The following is an 18081-nucleotide window of genomic DNA, read 5'->3' as shown; positions in this document are numbered from 1 at the left end:
ATTGACAGTATCCCCGGCGGCAGGTCCCGTCAGCGCGCCACGGGCTGCCACGCCGGTTCGGGCGGGCTCAGACCAGGCCGGCGTCGTGGACCAGCAGCGCCACCTGGACCCGGTTGTTCAACTCCAGCTTCGCCAGCAGCCGCGACACGTACGCCTTCACCGTGGCCACGCTCATGAACAGCTCCGCGGAGATCTCTGCGTTGCTGCGACCCCGCCCGAGCGCGACCGCGACCTCCCGCTCCCGCACGGTCAACCCGTCCAGCAGCCGCACCGCCCGGACCTGCCGGGGGTCCGGCGCGGGCGCCGCCGACCCGGCCGTGACGTGGCTGATCAGCGTGCGGGTCACCGTCGGCGACAGGGTGGCCTCCCCCGCGGCGACCCGGCGCACCGCCTGGACGATCTCGGCCGGCGGGGTGTCCTTGAGCAGGAAGCCGCCCGCGCCGGCCCGCAACGCCCGCAGCACCTGCTCGTCGGCGTCGAAGGTGGTCAGCACCAGCACCTCGGGCGGGTGCGGCAACGCCCGCAGCGCCTCCGTCGCGGCCAGGCCGTCCACCCGGGGCATCCGGATGTCCATCAGCACCACGTCCGGGGCGTACGCCGCGACGGCGGCGGGCACCTCGTCGCCGTCGGCGGCCTCCCCGACCACCAGCAGGTCCGGCACCCCGCCGAGGATCATCGACAGCCCGGCCCGGACCAGCGCGTCGTCATCGACGATCAGCACCCGGACCGGGGCCCGCTCCCCGCCGCTCACGCCACCGGCCAGGGCAGCCAGGCGGCCAGCCGGAAGTCGCCCCGGGCGTCCCGGCCGTGCTCCAGCCGGCCACCGGCGAGGCTGACCCGCTCGGCGACCCCCACCAGACCGGTCCCGGCGCCGGGGATCGTCGACCCCTCGCCGACCGGCCACGGGTTGCGGATCTCCACGGCGAGTCCCTCCCCCGGCCCACCGGCGAGCCCGACGGAGACCAGCGCCCCCGGGGCGTGCTTGCGGGCGTTGGTCAGCCCCTCCTGCACGATCCGGTAGGCGCTGCGCGCGACCGCCGCGGGCACCGTCCCGGGCTCGACGACCAGGTCCTCGACGCCCACCCGCATGCCGGCCGCCCGGGACTCCGCCACCAGGGCCGGCACGTCGGCGAGGGTCGGCTGCGGACGTTCCGGGGTGGCCGTCTCCCCGTCACCGGTCTCCGCGCGGAGCACGCCGATCACCTCGCGCAGGTCCTGGAGCGCGGCGTGCGCGCTGGCCCGGATCACCCCGGCCGCCCGGGCGACCTCGTCGGCGGGCGCGTCGGGGCGGAACTCCAGCGCCCCGGCGTGCAGGCTGAGCAGGGAGATTCGGTGCGCCAGCACGTCGTGCATCTCCCGGGCGATGCGGGTGCGTTCGAGCTGCCGGGCCTGGGCGACCCGGAGCTGCTGCTCGGCCTCGGCGCGGTCGGCGCGGTCCCGCAACGACAACACCAGCTGGCGCCGGGCCCGGACGAACAACGCCCAGGCCAGCACCGCGCCGATGAGGACGACCGTCAGGATCGCCGACGGCAGGAACGGCAGCGCCGGGTCGGGCCGGATCATCGTGTAGATCGGCACGGAGAGCAGGTTGAAGGCGGCCAGCGCGCCCGCCACCGGTAGCGGCCGGTGCACCACCACGGTGCACAGGATGATCACCAGGGCCACCGCGGAGGTGACCGAGAAGATCGCCAGGGGCAGGCTGGCCACGGCCAGCCCGACCGGCCAGCGCCGGCGCAGCCAGAGCGCGGCGGTGAGCCCGACACCGGCCACCAGGTCGACCTCGTTGAGCCAGGACGGCCCGGCGTTCAGCGCGAACTCCGGGTCGGGGCTGACCGAGTCGCCGAAGCTGATCAGCACCCAGCTCAGGGAGAACAGGAAGGCGGCGGTGTCCACCAGCCAGTCCCGCGGCGTACGGCGGATCACCCGGGCCGCCGGGGTCAGGGCCCCCGGCAGCAGCCAGGGATGATCGGGTACGACGACGCTGGTCACCCGTCCATGCTAGGGAGCCGGTCAGCGCGCCGACACCTACCAAAGTCGAGGTCCGGCGCTAGACCGAGGTAGGGGCGGCTCTCGACCGCCGGCCGCAGCGGACAGCCGGGTGGCGCCGGCAGGCTCATCGCCATGATCACGGTCGAACACCTCACCAAGCGGTACGGCCCACAGACCGCCGTCGACGACGTCTCGTTCCACTGCGAGCCCGGGACGGTGACCGGCTTCCTCGGCCCGAACGGCGCCGGCAAGTCCACCACCATGCGGATGATCTGCGGCCTGACCCCGCCGACGTCCGGCGGGGCCACGATCGCCGGGCGGCCCTACCGGCAGCTGCCCAACCCCGGCCGCGAGATCGGCGTGCTGCTCGACGCCTCGGCACAGCACTCGGGGCGGACCGGTCGGGAGGCGCTGGCCCTGGCCGCGCGCACCATGGGCGTCGACCGGGGCCAGGTCGCCGCCAAGCTCGACCTGGTCGGGTTGAACGCGACGGCGGCGAAGCGGCGGGTCGGGGCGTACTCCCTCGGGATGCGGCAGCGGCTCGGCCTGGCGCTGGCGCTGCTGGGCGACCCCCGGGTGCTGGTCCTGGACGAGCCGGCCAACGGCCTCGACCCGGAGGGCATCTTCTGGATGCGCGGCCTGCTGCGCGACTTCGCCGACCGGGGCGGCACCGTGCTGCTCTCCTCGCACCTGCTGCGCGAGGTGGAGGCGATCGCCGACCGGCTGGTGGTGATCGGCGGCGGCCGGGTGGTCGCCCAGGGCGGCAAGGACGAGCTGCTCGCCGGCACCGGCACCCTGGTCCGGGCCCGCGACCCGCACGCCCTGCGCTCGGCGCTGGAGCGGGCCGCCCTGGACGCCACCGCCGGCGCCGACGGCGGATACGTGGTGCACGCCGAACCCGGCGCCGTCGGGCAGGCCGCCGCCGACGCCGGTCTGGTCCTGACCGAGCTGCGTCCGGCCGGCAGCCGCGGCCTCGAACAGCTCTTCCTCACCCTCACCGCCGGCGCGTCGACGAAGGAAGCCGTGAAATGACCACCACCATGACCCCACCGTCCGCCGCGACCCGGCCCCGCCCGGAGGTGCCCGGCCCGTCGCTGGCCCGGCTGACCGGGGTGGAGCTGCGCAAGCTCGCCGACACCCGGGCCGGCCTCTGGCTGCTGATCGCCATCGGCCTGATCGCCGCCGTCATCGTCACCGTGCAGCTCTTCGTCCTCGACGACGCCGACCAGACCTTCCGGGAGTTCTTCGCCCCGTCGCTGCTGCCCGTCGGGCTGCTGCTGCCGGTGCTGGGCATCCTCTCCATCACCGGCGAGTGGTCCCAGCGCACCGCGTTGACCACCTTCGCCCTGGTGCCGCGCCGGGAACGCGTGGTGGTCGCCAAGCTCGCCGCGATGGTGCTGGCCGCGCTGGCGTCGCTGGCGGTGAGCCTCGCCGTCGCCGCCGCCGGCACCCTGATCGCCCGGTCCACCGGCGGGGCGGGCACCTGGAACTTCGAATGGCAGATGGTGACCCACGCCGCCGTGTTCCAGCTCGCCAACGTGCTGATGGGGGCGGCGTTCGGACTGCTGCTGCTCAACACGCCCCTGGCGATCGTGGCCTATCTGCTGCTGCCCGCCGTGTGGACGATCCTCTCCTCGTTGATCTCGGCGCTGCGCGGCCCGGCCCGCTGGCTGGACACCTCGGTGACCATGGAGCCGCTGATGGGCCCCGAGGTGACCGCCGGGCAGTGGGGCCGGATGGCGGTGTCGCTGCTGGTCTGGCTGGTCGTGCCGCTGGTCGCCGGTCTGGTGCGCACCCTGCGGCGCGAGGTGTCCTGAGGTGCCCGCGCAACGGCCCGGCGCCGCCACCGTGGTCGGTGGCGGCGCCGGGGAACTGGTGGTGATGTGGGTCGGCTTCCCGCTGCTCGGCGCCGGGGCCGGCTGGGCGCTCACGGAGGTGTCCGGCTGGCTGGCCGGGCTGCGCTGGGTGCCGTGGCAGGGCCTGTTCGAACTGGTGGACGGCCTGCCCGACGGGCGGGCCATCGCCGGTGCGGTGGCGCTGGGCGCGCTGCTCGGACTCTTCGTCGCGCACCTCGGCACCCGGGAGCGGCTCATCGTCACCGTGGACCGGTCGGGGGTGCGGCTGCACCGCGACGGCACCGACCGGGACGTGCCGCGCCGGTCGGTCAGCGCGGTCTTCACCGACCGGAACGATCTGGTCGTGCTCGGCGCCGGCGGCGAGGAGTTGGTCCGGGAGAAGTCGGACCTCAGCCGGCGGCGGTTGCGCGACGCCTTCGACACCCACGGCTGGCCGTGGACGGAGGCCGACCCGCACCGGGACGCGTACCGGCGGTGGGTGGAGGGGCTGCCCGGGCTGCCGGCCGGGGCGGACGCGCTGCTGCGCGCCCGGCAGCGCGCGATCGAGTCCGACCGGCGCGGTGACGCCCTCGACCTGCGCGCCGAGCTGGCCCGGCTCGGTGTGGTGCTGCGCGACGAGGAGAAACGCCAGTACTGGCGGCTGGTCCCGGTGGCGCTTCCCGGGGAGGAAACCCCCGACGGGCGGTAGCGTGAGGAGGCGAGAAGAGCCCCAGCCGCCGGGAGCGTGCCATGACGGAGCAGCAGCGGTACCGGGTGGTGGCGAAGCACCCCGGTTTCGAGCTGCGCCGTTACCCGGCCCACCTGGTCGCCGAGATGCGGGTGACCGGGGGCCTGGTCGAGGCCGGCAACGAGGCGTTCCAGCCGCTGGCGGCGTACATCTCGGGCGCCAACCGGGTCCGGCGCAAGGTCGGCATGACCGCGCCGGTGGTGCAGGAGCCCGCCGAGCCGCAGAAGATCGCCATGACCTCCCCGGTGGTGCAGGAGGAGGGCGACCGGCCCGACTGCTGGCTGGTGCGGTTCGTGCTGCCGGCGGAGCTCACCCCGGGCACCGCGCCCGAGCCGGAGGACGACCGGATCGTCATCCGGGAGATCCCCGCCCAGCTCGCCGCGGCGGTCCGCTTCTCCGGGCGGTGGACGGAGACGGCGTTCGGCCAGCGGGCCACCGCGCTGGGCCGGGCGGTCACCGCCGCCGGGCTCCAACCGACCGGCGCCATCCGGTACGCGCGCTTCGACCCGCCGTGGAAGCCGTGGTTCCTGCGCCGCAACGAGGTCGTACTCCCGGTCGTCGAGTGAGAGGGGACGTCCATGACCTCCAGTCCCGGCGGGATCTTCCGCCGCAAGCCGGTCGACGAGATCGTCGACGAGACCGAGGGAGCGCTGTCCCGCTCCCTCGGGCTGTGGCAGCTGACCGCGATCGGGATCGGCGGCATCATCGGCGCCGGCATCTTCGCCCTCGCCGGGGCGGTGGCCAGTGAGACCGCCGGCCCGGCCGTGCTGGTGTCGTTCCTGATCGCGGGCCTGGCCAGCGCGGCGGCGGCGCTGTCGTACGCCGAGTTCGCCGGCATGATCCCGAAGGCCGGCTCCGCCTACACCTACGGCTACGCGGTGCTGGGCGAGGCGGTGGGCTGGTTCATCGGCTGGGACCTGCTGCTGGAGTACACCGCGATCGTGGCGGTGGTGGCGATCGGCATCTCCGGCTACTTCGGCTTCCTCGTCGGTGAGCTGGGTCTCGAGCTGCCGGCCTGGATGCTCGGCGCGCCGGGCACCGGCGAGGGACGGGTGGTCGACCTCTTCGCCGTGCTGCTCTGCCTGCTCATCGCGTACCTGCTCACCCTCGGCATCAAGACGGCCGCCCGCTTCGAGACGTTCGTGGTCGGCTTGAAGGTCGCCGTGGTGGTGCTGGTGATCGTGGTCGGCTTCTTCCACGTGAAGACCGCGAACTACTCGCCGTTCTTCCCGTTCGGCGTCGGCGGCGCGATCACCGGCGCGGCCACCGTCTTCTTCGCCGTCTTCGGGTACGACGCGATGAGCACCGCCGCCGAGGAGTCGAAGGACGCCCGCCGGCACATGCCCAAGGCGATCATCTGGTCGCTGGTCATCTCGATGGTGCTGTACGTGCTCGCCACGCTGGTGCTCACCGGGATGCAGAACTACCGGGAGATCGACCCGGAGAGCGGCTTCTCCTCCGCGTTCGCCTCGGTGGGCCTCTCCGGCCTGGCCAGCGTCATCGCGGTGGGCGCGATCATCGGCATCCTGACGGTGATGTTCACCTTCATGCTCGGCGTGACCCGGGTCTGGTTCTCGATGAGCCGGGACGGCCTGCTGCCGGCCTGGTTCGCCAAGGTCCACCCGGTACGCCGGGTGCCGGTCCGGGTCACCTGGATCGTCGGGGTGGGCTCGGCGCTCATCGCCGGGTTCCTGCCGATCCGCGAGGCGGCGGAGCTGACCAACATCGGCATCCTGCTGGCCTTCGTGGTGGTCTGCATCGCGGTGATCGTGCTGCGCTACCGCCGCCCGGACGCGCCGCGCACGTTCCGGCTGCCGGGCATGCCGGTGGTGCCGGCGCTGGGCGCGCTCTTCTCGGTCTGGCTGATCACCTTCCTGGCCCCGGAGACCTGGCTGCGGTTCGCGCTCTGGTTCGTGATCGGCGCGGTCATCTACGCCCTGTACGGCTACCGGCGGTCGGCGCTGGCCGACCGGAGCCCGTCGGGCCCGTCCGGGCCGTCCGGGCCGTCCGGGCCTCGGGGCGGGTCTTCGGGCGGGGGGCCCGGGTCGACCCGCTGACGAGCATCCTTTCCGCACCAGCTCTGCCCCGGCACGCTCCCGCACCAGCGTCTCCCCAATCAGGGGTTACGTCGAACGGCGGCTGCTCACCGGAGCCCGGGAAACCGAACACCGGAACGAGCGTGATACCTCAGAGGCATATTGATGCCCCTGAGGTATCACGCTTCACCGGGCAGGTGTCGAATCAGGACGGCGGGGAGTGGCCACGACCGTGGCGGGAAGCCGCTGCGCGCTCAAAGCGAACTGACCAGGGGGACGCCGCGCGCCGCATCGGTCCGGACCTGCTCATCCGTACGGTCGATCATGCTTTTCCTGATCTTGCCTCCGGTGGTGCCCCTCGATACGCTCCCGCGGCTGTCTCCACCTGTGAAAGGACCATAGTGACCGTTCCCGTTGCCACGACCCAGAAGTCCTGGCTCGTCACCCTGCTGCTCTGCTTCTTCCTCGGCACGCTCGGCGTGCACCGGTTCTACACCGGGAAGATCGGCACCGGCGTCCTCCAGCTGATCACCCTCGGCGCCTTCGGCATCTGGACCCTGATCGACTTCATCCTGATCCTGATCGGCTCGTTCAAGGACAAGCAGGGCCAGCCGCTCGCCAAGTGACACCAGCGTCGGGACGGGGCCGGGATCGTGACGATCCCGGCCCCGCCGCCGTCGCGGTCGGCTCCGGCTTGTCGCAGATCACCGGGTCGGGTCGTGAGGAGCCGGCACGACCGGGTATGTGAGCCGGATGGCGAACACGATTCCCGACATCACCCTCAACGACGGCAACACGATCCCGCAGCTCGGCTTCGGGGTGTTCCAGATCGAGCCGAAGGAGACCGTTGAGGCGGTCGGCCGGGCGCTGGAGCTCGGCTACCGGCACATCGACACCGCCCAGATGTACGGCAACGAGGCGGAGGTCGGCCAGGCGATCCGCACCTCCGGGCTGGACCGCGGCGAGGTCTTCGTGACCAGCAAGCTCAACAACGGCTTCCACCGGCCGGACGACGCCCGCAGGGCCTTCGACTCCACGCTGGCCGCGTTGAAGATGGACTACGTCGACCTGTTCCTGATCCACTGGCCGCTGCCGACCCTCTACGACGGCGACTTCGTCTCCACCTGGAAGACGCTGGAGGAGTTCCAGCGCGACGGCCGAGCACAGTCGATCGGCGTGTCGAACTTCCAGGTCGCCCACCTGGAGCGGCTGGCCGCCGAGGCGGACCTGGTGCCCGCGGTCAACCAGATCGAGGTGCACCCGTACTTCGGCAACGAGGAGGTGCGGGCCTACGGCAGGACGCACAACATCCTCACCGAGGCGTGGTCGCCGATCGCCCAGGGCAAGGTGCTGGACGACCCGACCATCGTCGACGTCGCCCAGCAACTGGGCCGCACCCCCGCCCAGGTCACGCTCCGCTGGCACGTGCAGCGCGGCGACATCGTCTTCCCGAAGTCGGTCACGCCGCAGCGGATCGAGGAGAACCTGCACATCTTCGACTTCACCCTCGACGACGCGATGATGGAGCGGATCACCGGGCTGGACCGGGGCGAGGCGGGGCGGCAGGGCCCGAACCCGGACGAGTTCGACTACGTCCCGCGCTGACCCGCGGCGCGACGGATCGGGGGTAGGGGCCCACGACGGGCCCCTCCCCCGCGTGCCGCGCACCGGCCTCAGATGATGAAGTGGGTCCAGTAGGCCAGCCAGACCACGAAGAGGCCCCCCTGGAGCAGTGCCAGGGTGGCGCCGAGCCAGGCGTCGGCCGTGGCGTTCCTGGCCCAGCGGGCCAGGACCAGCCCGACCGGGAAGGCGGCCAGCAGGTAGCGCAGCAGGCTCTTGTACACCGGCGGGCCCATCGACAGCGGCGCCAGCACCATCAGCAGGGCGTACACGACGTAGGGCGCCCCGAGCCGCCGGGCACCGGCGAGCACCACCGCCAGGAGTACGACGGCGAACCAGACCCGCGCGGCGTCCCGCGTCTCCACCCCGGTCAGGCCGTTCCAGATCACCGGCACCGGATTCTGCACCCGGATGCCCCAGCCCTTCTCCTGGGCGTGCTTGTAGGCGAACCAGTCGCCGCCCCGCCACCGGCAGAACGCCATGAAGGTGAGCCAGCCCGCCGGGATCAGCGTCAGCGGCCAGCCCGTCCGGACGTACCCCCACAGGCTCCGCGGGTCGAGCCGGTAGCGGTGCTGGCGCAGCAGGACCAGGGCCAGCGGAACAGCGACCAGGAAACCCACCGAGCGGCTGAGCCCGAGGAAGTAGCCCAGCACCCCGACGGTCACCCAGCGCCGCTGCTCGGCGTAGTAGAAGGTGGCCAGGGCCAGGCAGAGGAAGAGCGACTCGGTCAACGCCGCCTGGAACAGGAACGCGGTGGGCAGCAGCACCAGGTAGCGGGTGAACCGGCGGGCCGAGGCGTCGTCGCCGAGCAGCTTCTCGCCCAGCGCCGTGGCGTACCAGAGCAGCAGCAGGAAGGCCACGTTGCTGATCAGCAGCAGCGCCATGGCGGTGTCGCCGCCCAGCACCCACGCCACCGGCCGGGCCAGGAACGGGAAGAGCAGCGGGAAGGCGAAGTCGTTCCAGGCCCCGTCGAGCGGCTCCCGGGCCAGATGGTCGTAGAGCAGCGCGTCCCAGGCGAACCACATCGAGATCGACCGGTGCGACGAGATCGCCTCCTGGTCGGCGCGCATGTTGGCCTCGTCGGCCGGTGGCGCGGCGGGCGCCCCGTCCCAGGCGGAGAGGGCGATCACGCCGACGAGGGCGAGCACGACCTTCGCGCCGACGAAGAGCGCGAGGACGTACCGCCAGCGGGCGGGCACCCGCGCGATCAGGGCTCCGGTCCGGCTCCGCGCCGCGCGGACGCGCTCGCGCACCCCCGCCCGACCGGCGGGCGCGCGCCGGTCACCTGCGGTGTCCCGTGACCTGTCGACCATGCGGCGCATCCCCGGGGGGTCGGACCCGAACCGGCGGCCCAGGGCCGCGGAGCTGACCACCGGTCATCCCCTTTCCGCGCCCGCTGACACCTGCCGGTTCCCAGAAGGTCACTCCGGCCGGCATCATCAGGAGTACCGGGACGCCGGACGTGAGATGTCGCGGAGACCGGGTAACCGCGCCTCCTCCACAGGACCCCCAGGGCAGGAGCGGAACAGGATGGACGAGCGTCACGGCACCGTGGTCATCGGCGCCGGCCCCGCGGGGCTGACCGCCGCGTACGAGCTGCTCCGGCACGGCGAAACGGTGCGGGTCTTCGAGGCCGACGACGTGGTGGGCGGCATCAGCCGTACCGTCGAGCGCGACGGTTGGCGCTTCGACATCGGCGGGCACCGGTTCTTCACCAAGGTCGGTCGGGTCGAGGATTTCTGGCACGAGATCCTGCCCGACGAGGAGTTCCTGCTCCGTCCCCGGATGAGCCGGATCTTCTACCGCGGCGCGCTCTACGACTACCCGCTCAACGCCAGCAACGCCCTGCGCAACCTCGGCGTCCGCGAGGCGGCCCGCTGCATGGGCTCGTACGCCCGGGCCCGGTTGCGCCCGCCGAAGGACCAGTCGCACTTCGAGGGCTGGGTGTCCGCGCGGTTCGGCTGGCGGCTGTACTCGATCTTCTTCAAGACGTACACCGAGAAGGTCTGGGGGATGCCGGCGGACCAGTTGCAGGCCGACTGGGCCGCCCAGCGGATCAAGAACATGTCGCTCTCCACGGCGGTGCTGAACGCCCTGCTGCCGCGCCGCAACCGCAAGGACGTCACCAGCCTGATCGAGGAGTTCCAGTACCCGAAGTTCGGCCCCGGCATGATGTGGGAGCGCTGCACCGAGGAGGTCCGCCGGCGCGGCGGCGAGGTGACCACCGGCACCTGGGTGACGGCGGTGCACCGCGAGGACGGGCGGGCCGTGGCGGTCAGCGTCGACGGCCCGGAAGGCGAGCGCCGGGTCCCCGCCGACCACGTGATCTCCTCGATGCCGATCTCCGAGCTGGTGGCCGCGGTGCGACCGGCGGCCCCGGCCGAGGTGGCGGCCTGCGCCGCCGACCTGCGCTACCGGGACTTCCTGACCGTGGCGCTGGTGGTGCCGGCCGAGTTCTCCTTCCCGGACAACTGGATCTACGTGCACGACCCGGCCGTCAACGTGGGCCGGATCCAGAACTTCGGCTCCTGGTCGCCGTACCTGGTCAAGGACGGCCGTACCTGCCTGGGGCTGGAGTACTTCGTCTTTGAGGACGACGAGACGTGGCGGACCTCGGACGCCGACCTCGTCGCGCTGGCCACCGCCGAGCTGGAGAAGCTCGGCCTGGTCCGGCCCGGCGCCGTGGAGAGCGGCTACGTGGTGCGGATGCCGAAGGCGTACCCGGTCTACGACGAGCGCTACCAGCACAACGTCGACACCATCCGGGCCTGGCTGGCGCGGGAGCTGCCCAACGTGCACCCGGTCGGGCGCAACGGGATGCACCGCTACAACAACCAGGACCACTCGATGATGACGGCGATGCTGACCGCCGAGAACATCGCCCACGGCGCCGGCCACGACGTCTGGTCGGTCAACGTCGAGCAGGACTACCACGAGCAGAGCAGCGACCAGCCCGCCGACGGCCGGCGGGGCACCGGCCGGGACGCCCCCATCGTGCCGGGCCGCACCGTCGGCGCGGCACCCACCGGCGGCGCGGCGCCCGCCAGCGGCACGGCACCCACCGGCGACGCGGCGGGCGCGGGCAGCCGGGCGGACCGGCGGCCGACCGGGGTGAACTGAGCCCTCGGCCAGCCCCTTGACCTGGAGTGCACTCCAGGGTCCACAGTGGGCTGCGCAAGCTCGGCGAACGGCCGGGCGGAGGGGAGCCCCATGCGGTACCGCACGATCGGCACGGACCCGCGGACCCGGCGGGAGGTGAGCGTGCTCAGCCTCGGCGCGATGCTCTTCGGCACCGCCACCGACGAAGCCACCTCGTACGCGATCCTGGACCGCTACGTGGAGGCCGGCGGCACCTTCGTCGACACCTCGAACAACTACGCGTTCTGGCTGAACGGCACGCAGGGCGGGGAGAGCGAGGAGCTGCTCGGCCGCTGGCGGCGCAGCCGGGGCGTCGAGGACGAGATCGTCGTGGCCACCAAGCTGGGGGCGCGTCCGCTCGACCCCGGCACGAGCTACCTCGACAACGCCGAAGGGCTGTCGGCGAAGGTGATCCGGGAGTCGGCGCAGCGCAGCCGGGACCGACTCGGCATGGCGAAGCTGGACCTGCTCTACGCCCACATCGAGGACCGCACGGTGCCGATCGAGGAAACCGTGACGGCCTTCGCCGAGCTGGTGGCGGAGGGCACCGTCGGGCTGCTGGGGGTGAGCAACCACCGGGCCTGGCGAGTGGAACGGGCCCGGGCCATCGCCGCCGCGGCCGGGCTGCCCGGGTACGAGGTGCTCCAGTACCACCACACCTACCTCGAGCGGCGCGTCGACCTGCCCAGCGAACTGGACCCGGACGGCGACCCGGGCTCGATCGGTGGTGACCTGGCCAGCTACCTGCGCGCCGAGCCCTCGCTGACCCTGGTCGCGTACTCGCCGCTGGTGAAGGGTGCCTACACCCGGCCGGACAAGCCGTTCGGCCCGGAGTACGACCTGCCGAGCGCCCCCGGCCGGCTGGCCGCGCTGCGGGAGGTGGCCGGGCAGACCGGGGCGACGGTCAACCAGGTGGTGCTGGCGTGGCTGCTGGGCGGCGACGTGCCGGCGATCCCGCTGGTCGGAGCCGCCTCGGTGGCCCAGTTGAACGAGAGCCTCGAGGCGGTGGACCTGGAGCTGACGGCCGAGCAACGGGCCCGACTGGACGGGGTGCGCTGAGCGGTGACGATCAGGCAGTCAGGTCGAGCCGCCAGTCGTTGGAGCGCATCAGCTGCCCCGGCGGATATTCGAACTCGGTCTCGCCGAGCAGGGTGAAGCCGGCCTTGCGGCAGACCGCGTTCGAGGCTGGGTTGTCCACCGACGGGTAGGCGTGGGCGTACCGGTGGTGGCGCTCGGCGCGGGCCTCGGCCACCACGGCGCGGACCGCCGCGGTGGCCAGGCCCCGCCCCTGGTGCTCCGGGAGGATCGCCCAGCCCATCTCGTAGACCTGTTCGTCGTGCCAGATCCGCTCCCAGTAGCCGACGGTGCCCACCTTCACCCCGTCGGGCAGCGCCACGCTGAACATGAAGCCGCTGCGGGGGCCGGGCCCGCGCAGGTAGCGCTCGTGCCGGGCGAGCACCTCCTCGTCGGTCTCCGGGCCGCCGGTGTGGTGGCGGACCTCCGGCGCGTTGAGCCGTTCGAGCAGGTCCAGGTCGCTCTCGTCCCAGCGTGCGATGTGGACTGCGGTCATCCGTCTCTCCCGTCGTCGGCGCTCACTGAAGCAACCGCCCCCGACGACGACCTGATATTCCATTGATCGGTTGAACTTCGTGCCGCTACCGGTGGAGCCCGGCAGCGACGGGGTGGCCAGGTCCGGCGGCACCGGCCAGAATGATCTTCGTGTCGTTTCAGTGGGACGGGATCACGAAGAGCAGCTCCGTGGCGGACTGGGTGATCGAGCGGCGGACCGCCCTCGCCGACCGGGCCCGGGCGTACGACTGGCCCGGGCTGTTCGAGCTGCTCGGCCAGGACACGAACGTGAACTGGATCAACGCCGCCCGCCTCGACGGCCGATCCTGGTACGCCCCGCTGCACCAGGCCGCCCACGCCGGCGCGCCGGTCGAGGTGGCGCGGCGCCTGGTCGAGCTGGGCGCCTGGCGGGCCCTGCGCACCGCCGGCGGCGAACGGCCGCTGGACATCGCGCTCCGCCTGGGCCACGACCACCTGCGCGAGGTCCTGACACCACCCCGCCTGGTCGAGGTGCACGACTGGGAACTGGAGATGATCCAGGAGCTCTTCCACGGCCTGATCCGCTCCCGGGCCGGCCGCCTCGTCGACCGGGAGGCGTTGCGCCTGCCCGAGCTGGAGGTGCTGCTGGAGACACCCGGTCACGGAACGGTCTTCACCATCCCCGGCTTCTACGGCGGCTTCCACTTCACCCTGCACGCCGGCGACGGCCCGACCCGCCTGACGACGGAGATCTGGCAACGGATGGGCGGCAGCGACGGCGACCAGCACGAGATCACCCGCGACGAGATCAAGGCGCTGGGATGACCCTCTCCCACGTGGAACTCGCCTCGGGTCGCCTCCTGCGACTGCGCGAGGTGCGCATGCGGTCGACGTACGGGGGCCTGCTCGAGGGCTACCCGTGCAAGCGGCTCAACGACAGGATTCTCAGCGGAGTCGACAGCATGGCGCGCAGGACGTGGCCGGGCACGCCGGTCCAGGTGATCGAGCCGGTGCGCACCCGGCCCGACGGTGACGCGACGGAGGGGCTGCCGTTCGGCCCGCTGGAGCGGCTGCCCAGTGTGATCGTGGCGGGGTGGTTCACCTCGGAGCCGGTCGATCCGGCCCTCGACGCCGTCCTGTGCCACTCCCGCCTGGCGGTGGTCTGGTTCCAGGACGACGCGGTGCTGCCCGCCGGCCAGGCGGCCGGCGCCTTCGGCGAGGTCGACTGGGACGCGTACGCGCTGGACGAGGAGCGCTGAACGCGCGACGGCCACGATCGGCGGATGACTAGCCACCCTCGAGGTGGGTACCCGCGCTGAACCTGTCCAACGAAACCGGAGGTCGGTGTCGACATGCCCAGATTCCTGCTGAAGTCGACCTACACCGTCGACGGACTCAAGGGGTTGGCCAAGGACGGCGGGACCAAGCGCGCCGAGGTCGTCCGGAAGACGATCGAAGCGAGCGGTGGGCGGATGGAGTCGATGCACTTCTCGTTCGACGAGGACGACACCTACGTGTTGTGTGAACTGCCGGACCACAAGACGGCCGCCGCGCTGGCCATCGCGATCCGGGCGGCGGGCGGTCTGAGGGTGCGGATGACCCCGGTGCTGACGGCCGAGGAGGTCGACGAGGCGACCCGGGTGAAGTCCTCCTACCAGCCCCCGGGTGCCTGATCCGCTGAACAGTTGGGGCCGCCGCGAAAATTGCCGGAACCGATGCTGGCCTGCGGAAACCGGCACTAGCGTTGGCCGGGAAGGGGAGCCAGGCGCCTCCGTCCGGTAGCCGACCATGTCGATCATGGGGGTGTCCATGCGCGGGCCGAGACGTGGTCCGGTCTGGGTCGCTGCGCTGTGGCTACGTCAGCGCCGGCGCAGGTGGCGTACCCGACACGAACGCCGGATCGAGCGAAGCCGCCGCCGACGGACGGACCAGCGCCCCGACCACCGGATGGACTGGCGGCACCACCGCGGGCTGCGGTGGGCGATCATCGGCACCGCCTCGATACTCGTGCTGTGGACCATCTACTCGCTGTTCCTGGTGGTCCTCAACACCGAGCCCGCTTTCCTCCGCATGTCCCAGTGGTGCGCGGGAGAGCCGCCGAGGTCGTACTACTGCGGGCAGGTGGAGGGCTTCGTCAAGGGTCCGCTGGTCCTGGCGCTGGGCCTCGCGGTCTTTCTCTTCTGGCGGTATCTCCGGGTACGCCGCTGGTACGACCACAATGCCCTGCGCAACCGCCGGATGGTGATACCCACCGCCGAAGGCGACATCAGCCGGATCGACGTCGTCGGTCGGGACGAACTGTGCGAACTGATGATCCAGCGGCTCCGCGACGAGGGCAGCCGCCGTCCGCTGCTGCTGGTGGGCGGCATCGGCACCGGCAAGACGACGACCCTGGTCCGCCTCGCGGAGATGCTGATGGCCACCAACGTGGTACCCATCGGCATCGACCTGCGCACCGTCACGGATCCGGAGAAGCTGAACTTCCACCAGCTCGCCCAGGCCCAGTTCCAGCGCACCATCGACACCCAACTGCACGCCGCCGGCGAGGCCGACAAGATGTGGCGGCGGCTCTGGCTGGAGAACCGCCTCGTGGTGCTCGCCGACGGCCTGGAAGAGGTGCTCGCCGACACCGCCCAGCCCGCCGACCGGGACAGCGTGCTGAGGGAGGCCGTCCGGGGCGCGATCCGCGAGCGTCTCCCCCTGGTGATCGCGTCGCGCCCCGCCGATCCGCTGCGCGGGCTGGATGCGCTGCTGCTGCAACTGGAGCCGCTCGCCCAGGGCTCCGCCCTGGAGTACGTGCAGAGCCGCAGCCGCCGCTGGGACGTGGGACAGCGGTCGGACCGCATCGCCGGGCTGGTCAAGGACGCCGACGTGGCCGACTCACCGTTCTACCTGCGGGTCATCGGCCAGCTCCACGAGGTCGACCGCCTCGACCGCGTCGAGCCAACGGGCCAGGGCAGATCGGCACTGCGCTGGAGCCTACTGGAGGAGTGGTACGGCGCCACCGTCGCCGGAGACCTGTACGAGGACTACGGCATGCCGCAGACCGAACGCGCCGACGCGATCGAGGTGCTCTCCGCGCTCGCCTGCATCGGGTTGCGCGACAATCAGCCGTCGGTGCGCACCACCGACCTCACCGGCGCCGACGGCACGAAGGACGCCGGCCGCCAGTGGATCCTGGCCGAACTCCGAGCCCGGCTGCGCAAGCTCAGCGCCGACAACCCGCAGGACATCGGCCTCGCCGAAACCACCGGGGACGCGCTCAACATCGTGGTGAAGCGGCAGGACGGGGTGCGCTTCCAGCACGGGGTGATCCAGGCGTACCTCGGCTCGCGCTTCCTCACCGCCGCCCTGCGCGACGGCGCCTTCCTCGACCGGGCCTTCATCCGCAACCACGGGCCCGGACGGGAAATGCTCTCCGCCCTCACCCTCTACAGCCGCAGCGGCGGGGTGTTCGAACAGCTGGACGGTCGGCGCAAGCCTCCCTCGCGTAAGGAGAAGCTGCACCGCCTCCGTGACGCGGTCCGGCAGACCGCGAAACTCCGCACGGGCGTCCAGGACGCGGACGTCACCCGGAACCGGTCGATCACCCTGGTCCACCGGCTCTGCGACGCGGCGACCGGGACACGGAACCGCACCCGGGCGCTGGAGATGTTCGCGGCCGCGCTGGAGATGGACGCCGCCACCGGGCACACAGTCCACCGGAAACTGGCCAACGCCATCCGCGACGCCTGGCCCACCTACCAGGGAGACGGCTCGGTCACCGACCGCCCCCTCGAAGACGCCAAGATCGCCCTCGTGCACCGGTACGGCGACGCCGCCCGGCAGCTCAGGGACCGGCCCCCGGAGGCCACCGGGTCCCGGGGGCAGCGGCCCGAGCCGCAGTACCGGCAACTGTTCCAGATGACGGCCGACGAGTCCTCGTACCTGCCCCGGCTGGGCGCGGCTCGCGAGATCGCCAGCGGCGGCAACGCCGCCATCCGCGCGCTACGCGATCTGCTCGACGACCCACCCGAGGCGGCTGACAGCACGGGCCAGGAACGCCTGGAGGAGTTGCGGACATGGATCGCGCCGTCGCTGTTCCTCTTCACCGAGGCCGAGCACGCCCCCGGCGAACCGGACTGGCGGGGCATGGCCCGGAAGACCCTGCAGCGGTGGGTGCACCGGCTGGCCACCGACGCCTCGGACGGGACCCACGTCCACGAACTCACGCTCGCGCAGGGGTTCCGGCTGGCCGCCAACTGCCGCGCGTATCCGGCGCACCGCAGCATCCTCATCGAGGAAGCCGAGAAGGCGCTGCGGTACTCCCGATCCTGGTACTCGCACCTGGTACTCATCCAGGCCCTCACCCTGCTGGCCCTGCCCCGGGATCCCGGCGAGACACTGCGCGAGCGGGGTCACGGTTCGGACCCGCGCGGGCTGGTCGACTTCTGGACCTCCATCGCCGGGGGCGGCCACAACGCCCCACAGCCCGGCAGCGGTACGGCCCACCCGCTCGTCCTCGCGGCCGCGGACCTGTGCGTCGAAGCGCTCATCGACCGCCACCCGGAGCGGCACTGCTGGGCGGACGAGCGGGTGGTCGTCGGGCAGGTGGGGGCCGTCAGCCCTCAGCCCGCCGTCCGCCGGCTCCAGAACTCCTGGCTACCGCCGGCGCACGGCTGGGGCGTGCTGCAACCACGGGCGCAGCGGCTGCTGGCCGACGTGATGCTGCTGCTCAACCTCGCCGACCGGGGACAGGACAATGCCGAGCGGGCGCGTCGGCTCAGCCGGGCCAGCCGGGCCGAACTGCCCCCGTGCCTCACCATCGACCGCAGCGCCATGCGGGTCACCCTGAGCCGCCGCCAGGCCCACGACGTCCAACCCGGCTCCACCTGCATCGACGACTGCCCGTTCCGGCTGTGCCCGCTGCCGCCGAAGGGAGACGAGTTGCCGTACCAGATGGACGAGGTTTTCTGCGCCCACCAGATCGACCTTGTCGGGCACGGGTTCCGGTCACCTGCGCGGGCGGAGTGGCAGGCGGTCAACCGGGAGGATCTGCGGACGTTCTGGCGGGAGATGTCCGAGCGTATGGCACCTGCCTGGCGGAAGTGAGCGGTGCTCCGGGGGGCCGCTAGCCCGGGCTCGACCTGGGCGACAGCGACGAGGCGCCCACTACCGCAGAGCCGCT

Annotated in this window: 17 protein-coding genes; 13 read left to right on the top strand and 4 right to left on the bottom strand. The window is 72.3% G+C overall.

What is annotated here, in order from left to right; all coding sequences use genetic code 11:
* Positions 1–67: 67 nt before the first annotated feature.
* Both V6U79_RS01095 and V6U79_RS01090 read right to left on the bottom strand, forming a co-directional pair.
* The gene (locus V6U79_RS01095) at positions 68–751 is read right to left on the bottom strand and encodes a response regulator (RefSeq protein ID WP_334613148.1); all 684 of its coding nucleotides are present in this window, start codon (positions 749–751) and stop codon (positions 68–70) included.
* Positions 748–1989 (bottom strand): sensor histidine kinase, encoded by a 1242-nt coding sequence (locus V6U79_RS01090; protein WP_334613146.1) that lies wholly within the window; start codon positions 1987–1989, stop codon positions 748–750. The genes V6U79_RS01095 and V6U79_RS01090 overlap by 4 nt, the downstream gene beginning before the upstream one ends.
* 132 nt (positions 1990–2121) lie before the next feature.
* Between V6U79_RS01090 and V6U79_RS01085 the strand changes: the two genes are divergently transcribed.
* The 7 genes from V6U79_RS01085 to V6U79_RS01055 all read left to right on the top strand — a co-directional run bounded on the left by V6U79_RS01085 (position 2122) and on the right by V6U79_RS01055 (position 8213).
* Positions 2122–3021, top strand: a complete 900-nt coding sequence (locus V6U79_RS01085; protein ID WP_334519392.1) for an ABC transporter ATP-binding protein — start codon at positions 2122–2124, stop codon at positions 3019–3021.
* Positions 3018–3806, top strand: a complete 789-nt coding sequence (locus V6U79_RS01080; protein WP_334613145.1) for an ABC transporter permease — start codon at positions 3018–3020, stop codon at positions 3804–3806. Before V6U79_RS01085 ends, V6U79_RS01080 begins: the two co-directional genes overlap by 4 nt.
* Before the next feature lies 1 nt (position 3807).
* Positions 3808–4533 carry a YqeB family protein gene (locus V6U79_RS01075; protein WP_334613144.1) on the top strand — a complete coding sequence of 242 codons (726 nt, stop codon included), beginning with the start codon at positions 3808–3810 and terminating at the stop codon, positions 4531–4533.
* A gap of 41 nt (positions 4534–4574) precedes the next feature.
* A complete protein-coding gene (locus V6U79_RS01070; protein ID WP_334613143.1) occupies positions 4575–5138 on the top strand; it encodes an SOUL family heme-binding protein in 564 nt (187 codons plus the stop codon).
* A gap of 12 nt (positions 5139–5150) precedes the next feature.
* Positions 5151–6629 (top strand): amino acid permease, encoded by a 1479-nt coding sequence (locus V6U79_RS01065; protein ID WP_334613142.1) that lies wholly within the window; start codon positions 5151–5153, stop codon positions 6627–6629.
* 380 nt (positions 6630–7009) lie between these two features.
* Positions 7010–7234: a TM2 domain-containing protein gene (locus tag V6U79_RS01060; protein ID WP_334519405.1), complete on the top strand. Its 225-nt coding sequence runs from the start codon at positions 7010–7012 to the stop codon at positions 7232–7234.
* Between the two features lie 127 nt (positions 7235–7361).
* A complete protein-coding gene (locus V6U79_RS01055; protein WP_334613140.1) occupies positions 7362–8213 on the top strand; it encodes an aldo/keto reductase in 852 nt (283 codons plus the stop codon).
* A 68-nt stretch (positions 8214–8281) separates the two neighbouring features.
* On the opposite strand, the gene V6U79_RS01050 is transcribed toward V6U79_RS01055, so the two are convergent.
* Positions 8282–9541 carry a hypothetical protein gene (locus tag V6U79_RS01050; protein WP_334613138.1) on the bottom strand — a complete coding sequence of 420 codons (1260 nt, stop codon included), beginning with the start codon at positions 9539–9541 and terminating at the stop codon, positions 8282–8284.
* A gap of 217 nt (positions 9542–9758) precedes the next feature.
* Here V6U79_RS01050 and V6U79_RS01045 point away from each other — a divergent pair, with 217 nt between their 5' ends.
* Together V6U79_RS01045 and V6U79_RS01040 are read left to right on the top strand one after the other, a co-directional pair.
* Positions 9759–11348 carry an NAD(P)/FAD-dependent oxidoreductase gene (locus V6U79_RS01045; protein WP_334613137.1) on the top strand — a complete coding sequence of 530 codons (1590 nt, stop codon included), beginning with the start codon at positions 9759–9761 and terminating at the stop codon, positions 11346–11348.
* Positions 11349–11438: 90 nt separating this feature from the next.
* Positions 11439–12425: an aldo/keto reductase gene (locus V6U79_RS01040; protein ID WP_334613136.1), complete on the top strand. Its 987-nt coding sequence runs from the start codon at positions 11439–11441 to the stop codon at positions 12423–12425.
* Between the two features lie 10 nt (positions 12426–12435).
* On the opposite strand, the gene V6U79_RS01035 is transcribed toward V6U79_RS01040, so the two are convergent.
* Complete coding sequence (locus V6U79_RS01035) at positions 12436–12936, bottom strand: GNAT family N-acetyltransferase (protein ID WP_334613135.1); 501 nt, start codon at positions 12934–12936, stop codon at positions 12436–12438.
* 149 nt (positions 12937–13085) lie between these two features.
* Between V6U79_RS01035 and V6U79_RS01030 the strand changes: the two genes are divergently transcribed.
* From V6U79_RS01030 to V6U79_RS01015, 4 genes are all read left to right on the top strand, one after another.
* The gene (locus V6U79_RS01030) at positions 13086–13739 is read left to right on the top strand and encodes an ankyrin repeat domain-containing protein (RefSeq protein ID WP_334613134.1); all 654 of its coding nucleotides are present in this window, start codon (positions 13086–13088) and stop codon (positions 13737–13739) included.
* Positions 13736–14173, top strand: coding sequence for a hypothetical protein (locus V6U79_RS01025; protein WP_334613133.1), 438 nt, complete (start codon positions 13736–13738; stop codon positions 14171–14173). The genes V6U79_RS01030 and V6U79_RS01025 overlap by 4 nt, the downstream gene beginning before the upstream one ends.
* 93 nt (positions 14174–14266) lie before the next feature.
* Complete coding sequence (locus V6U79_RS01020) at positions 14267–14587, top strand: GYD domain-containing protein (protein WP_334613132.1); 321 nt, start codon at positions 14267–14269, stop codon at positions 14585–14587.
* A gap of 274 nt (positions 14588–14861) precedes the next feature.
* Entirely contained in the window at positions 14862–18005 is a 3144-nt protein-coding gene (locus tag V6U79_RS01015; protein WP_334613131.1) for an NACHT domain-containing protein, read from the top strand.
* Positions 18006–18081: the final 76 nt, after the last annotated feature.

This window comes from Micromonospora psammae, from assembly GCF_036902725.1.
Lineage (GTDB): Bacteria > Actinomycetota > Actinomycetes > Mycobacteriales > Micromonosporaceae > Micromonospora.
This window is presented reverse-complemented; position numbering and strand designations above follow the sequence as displayed.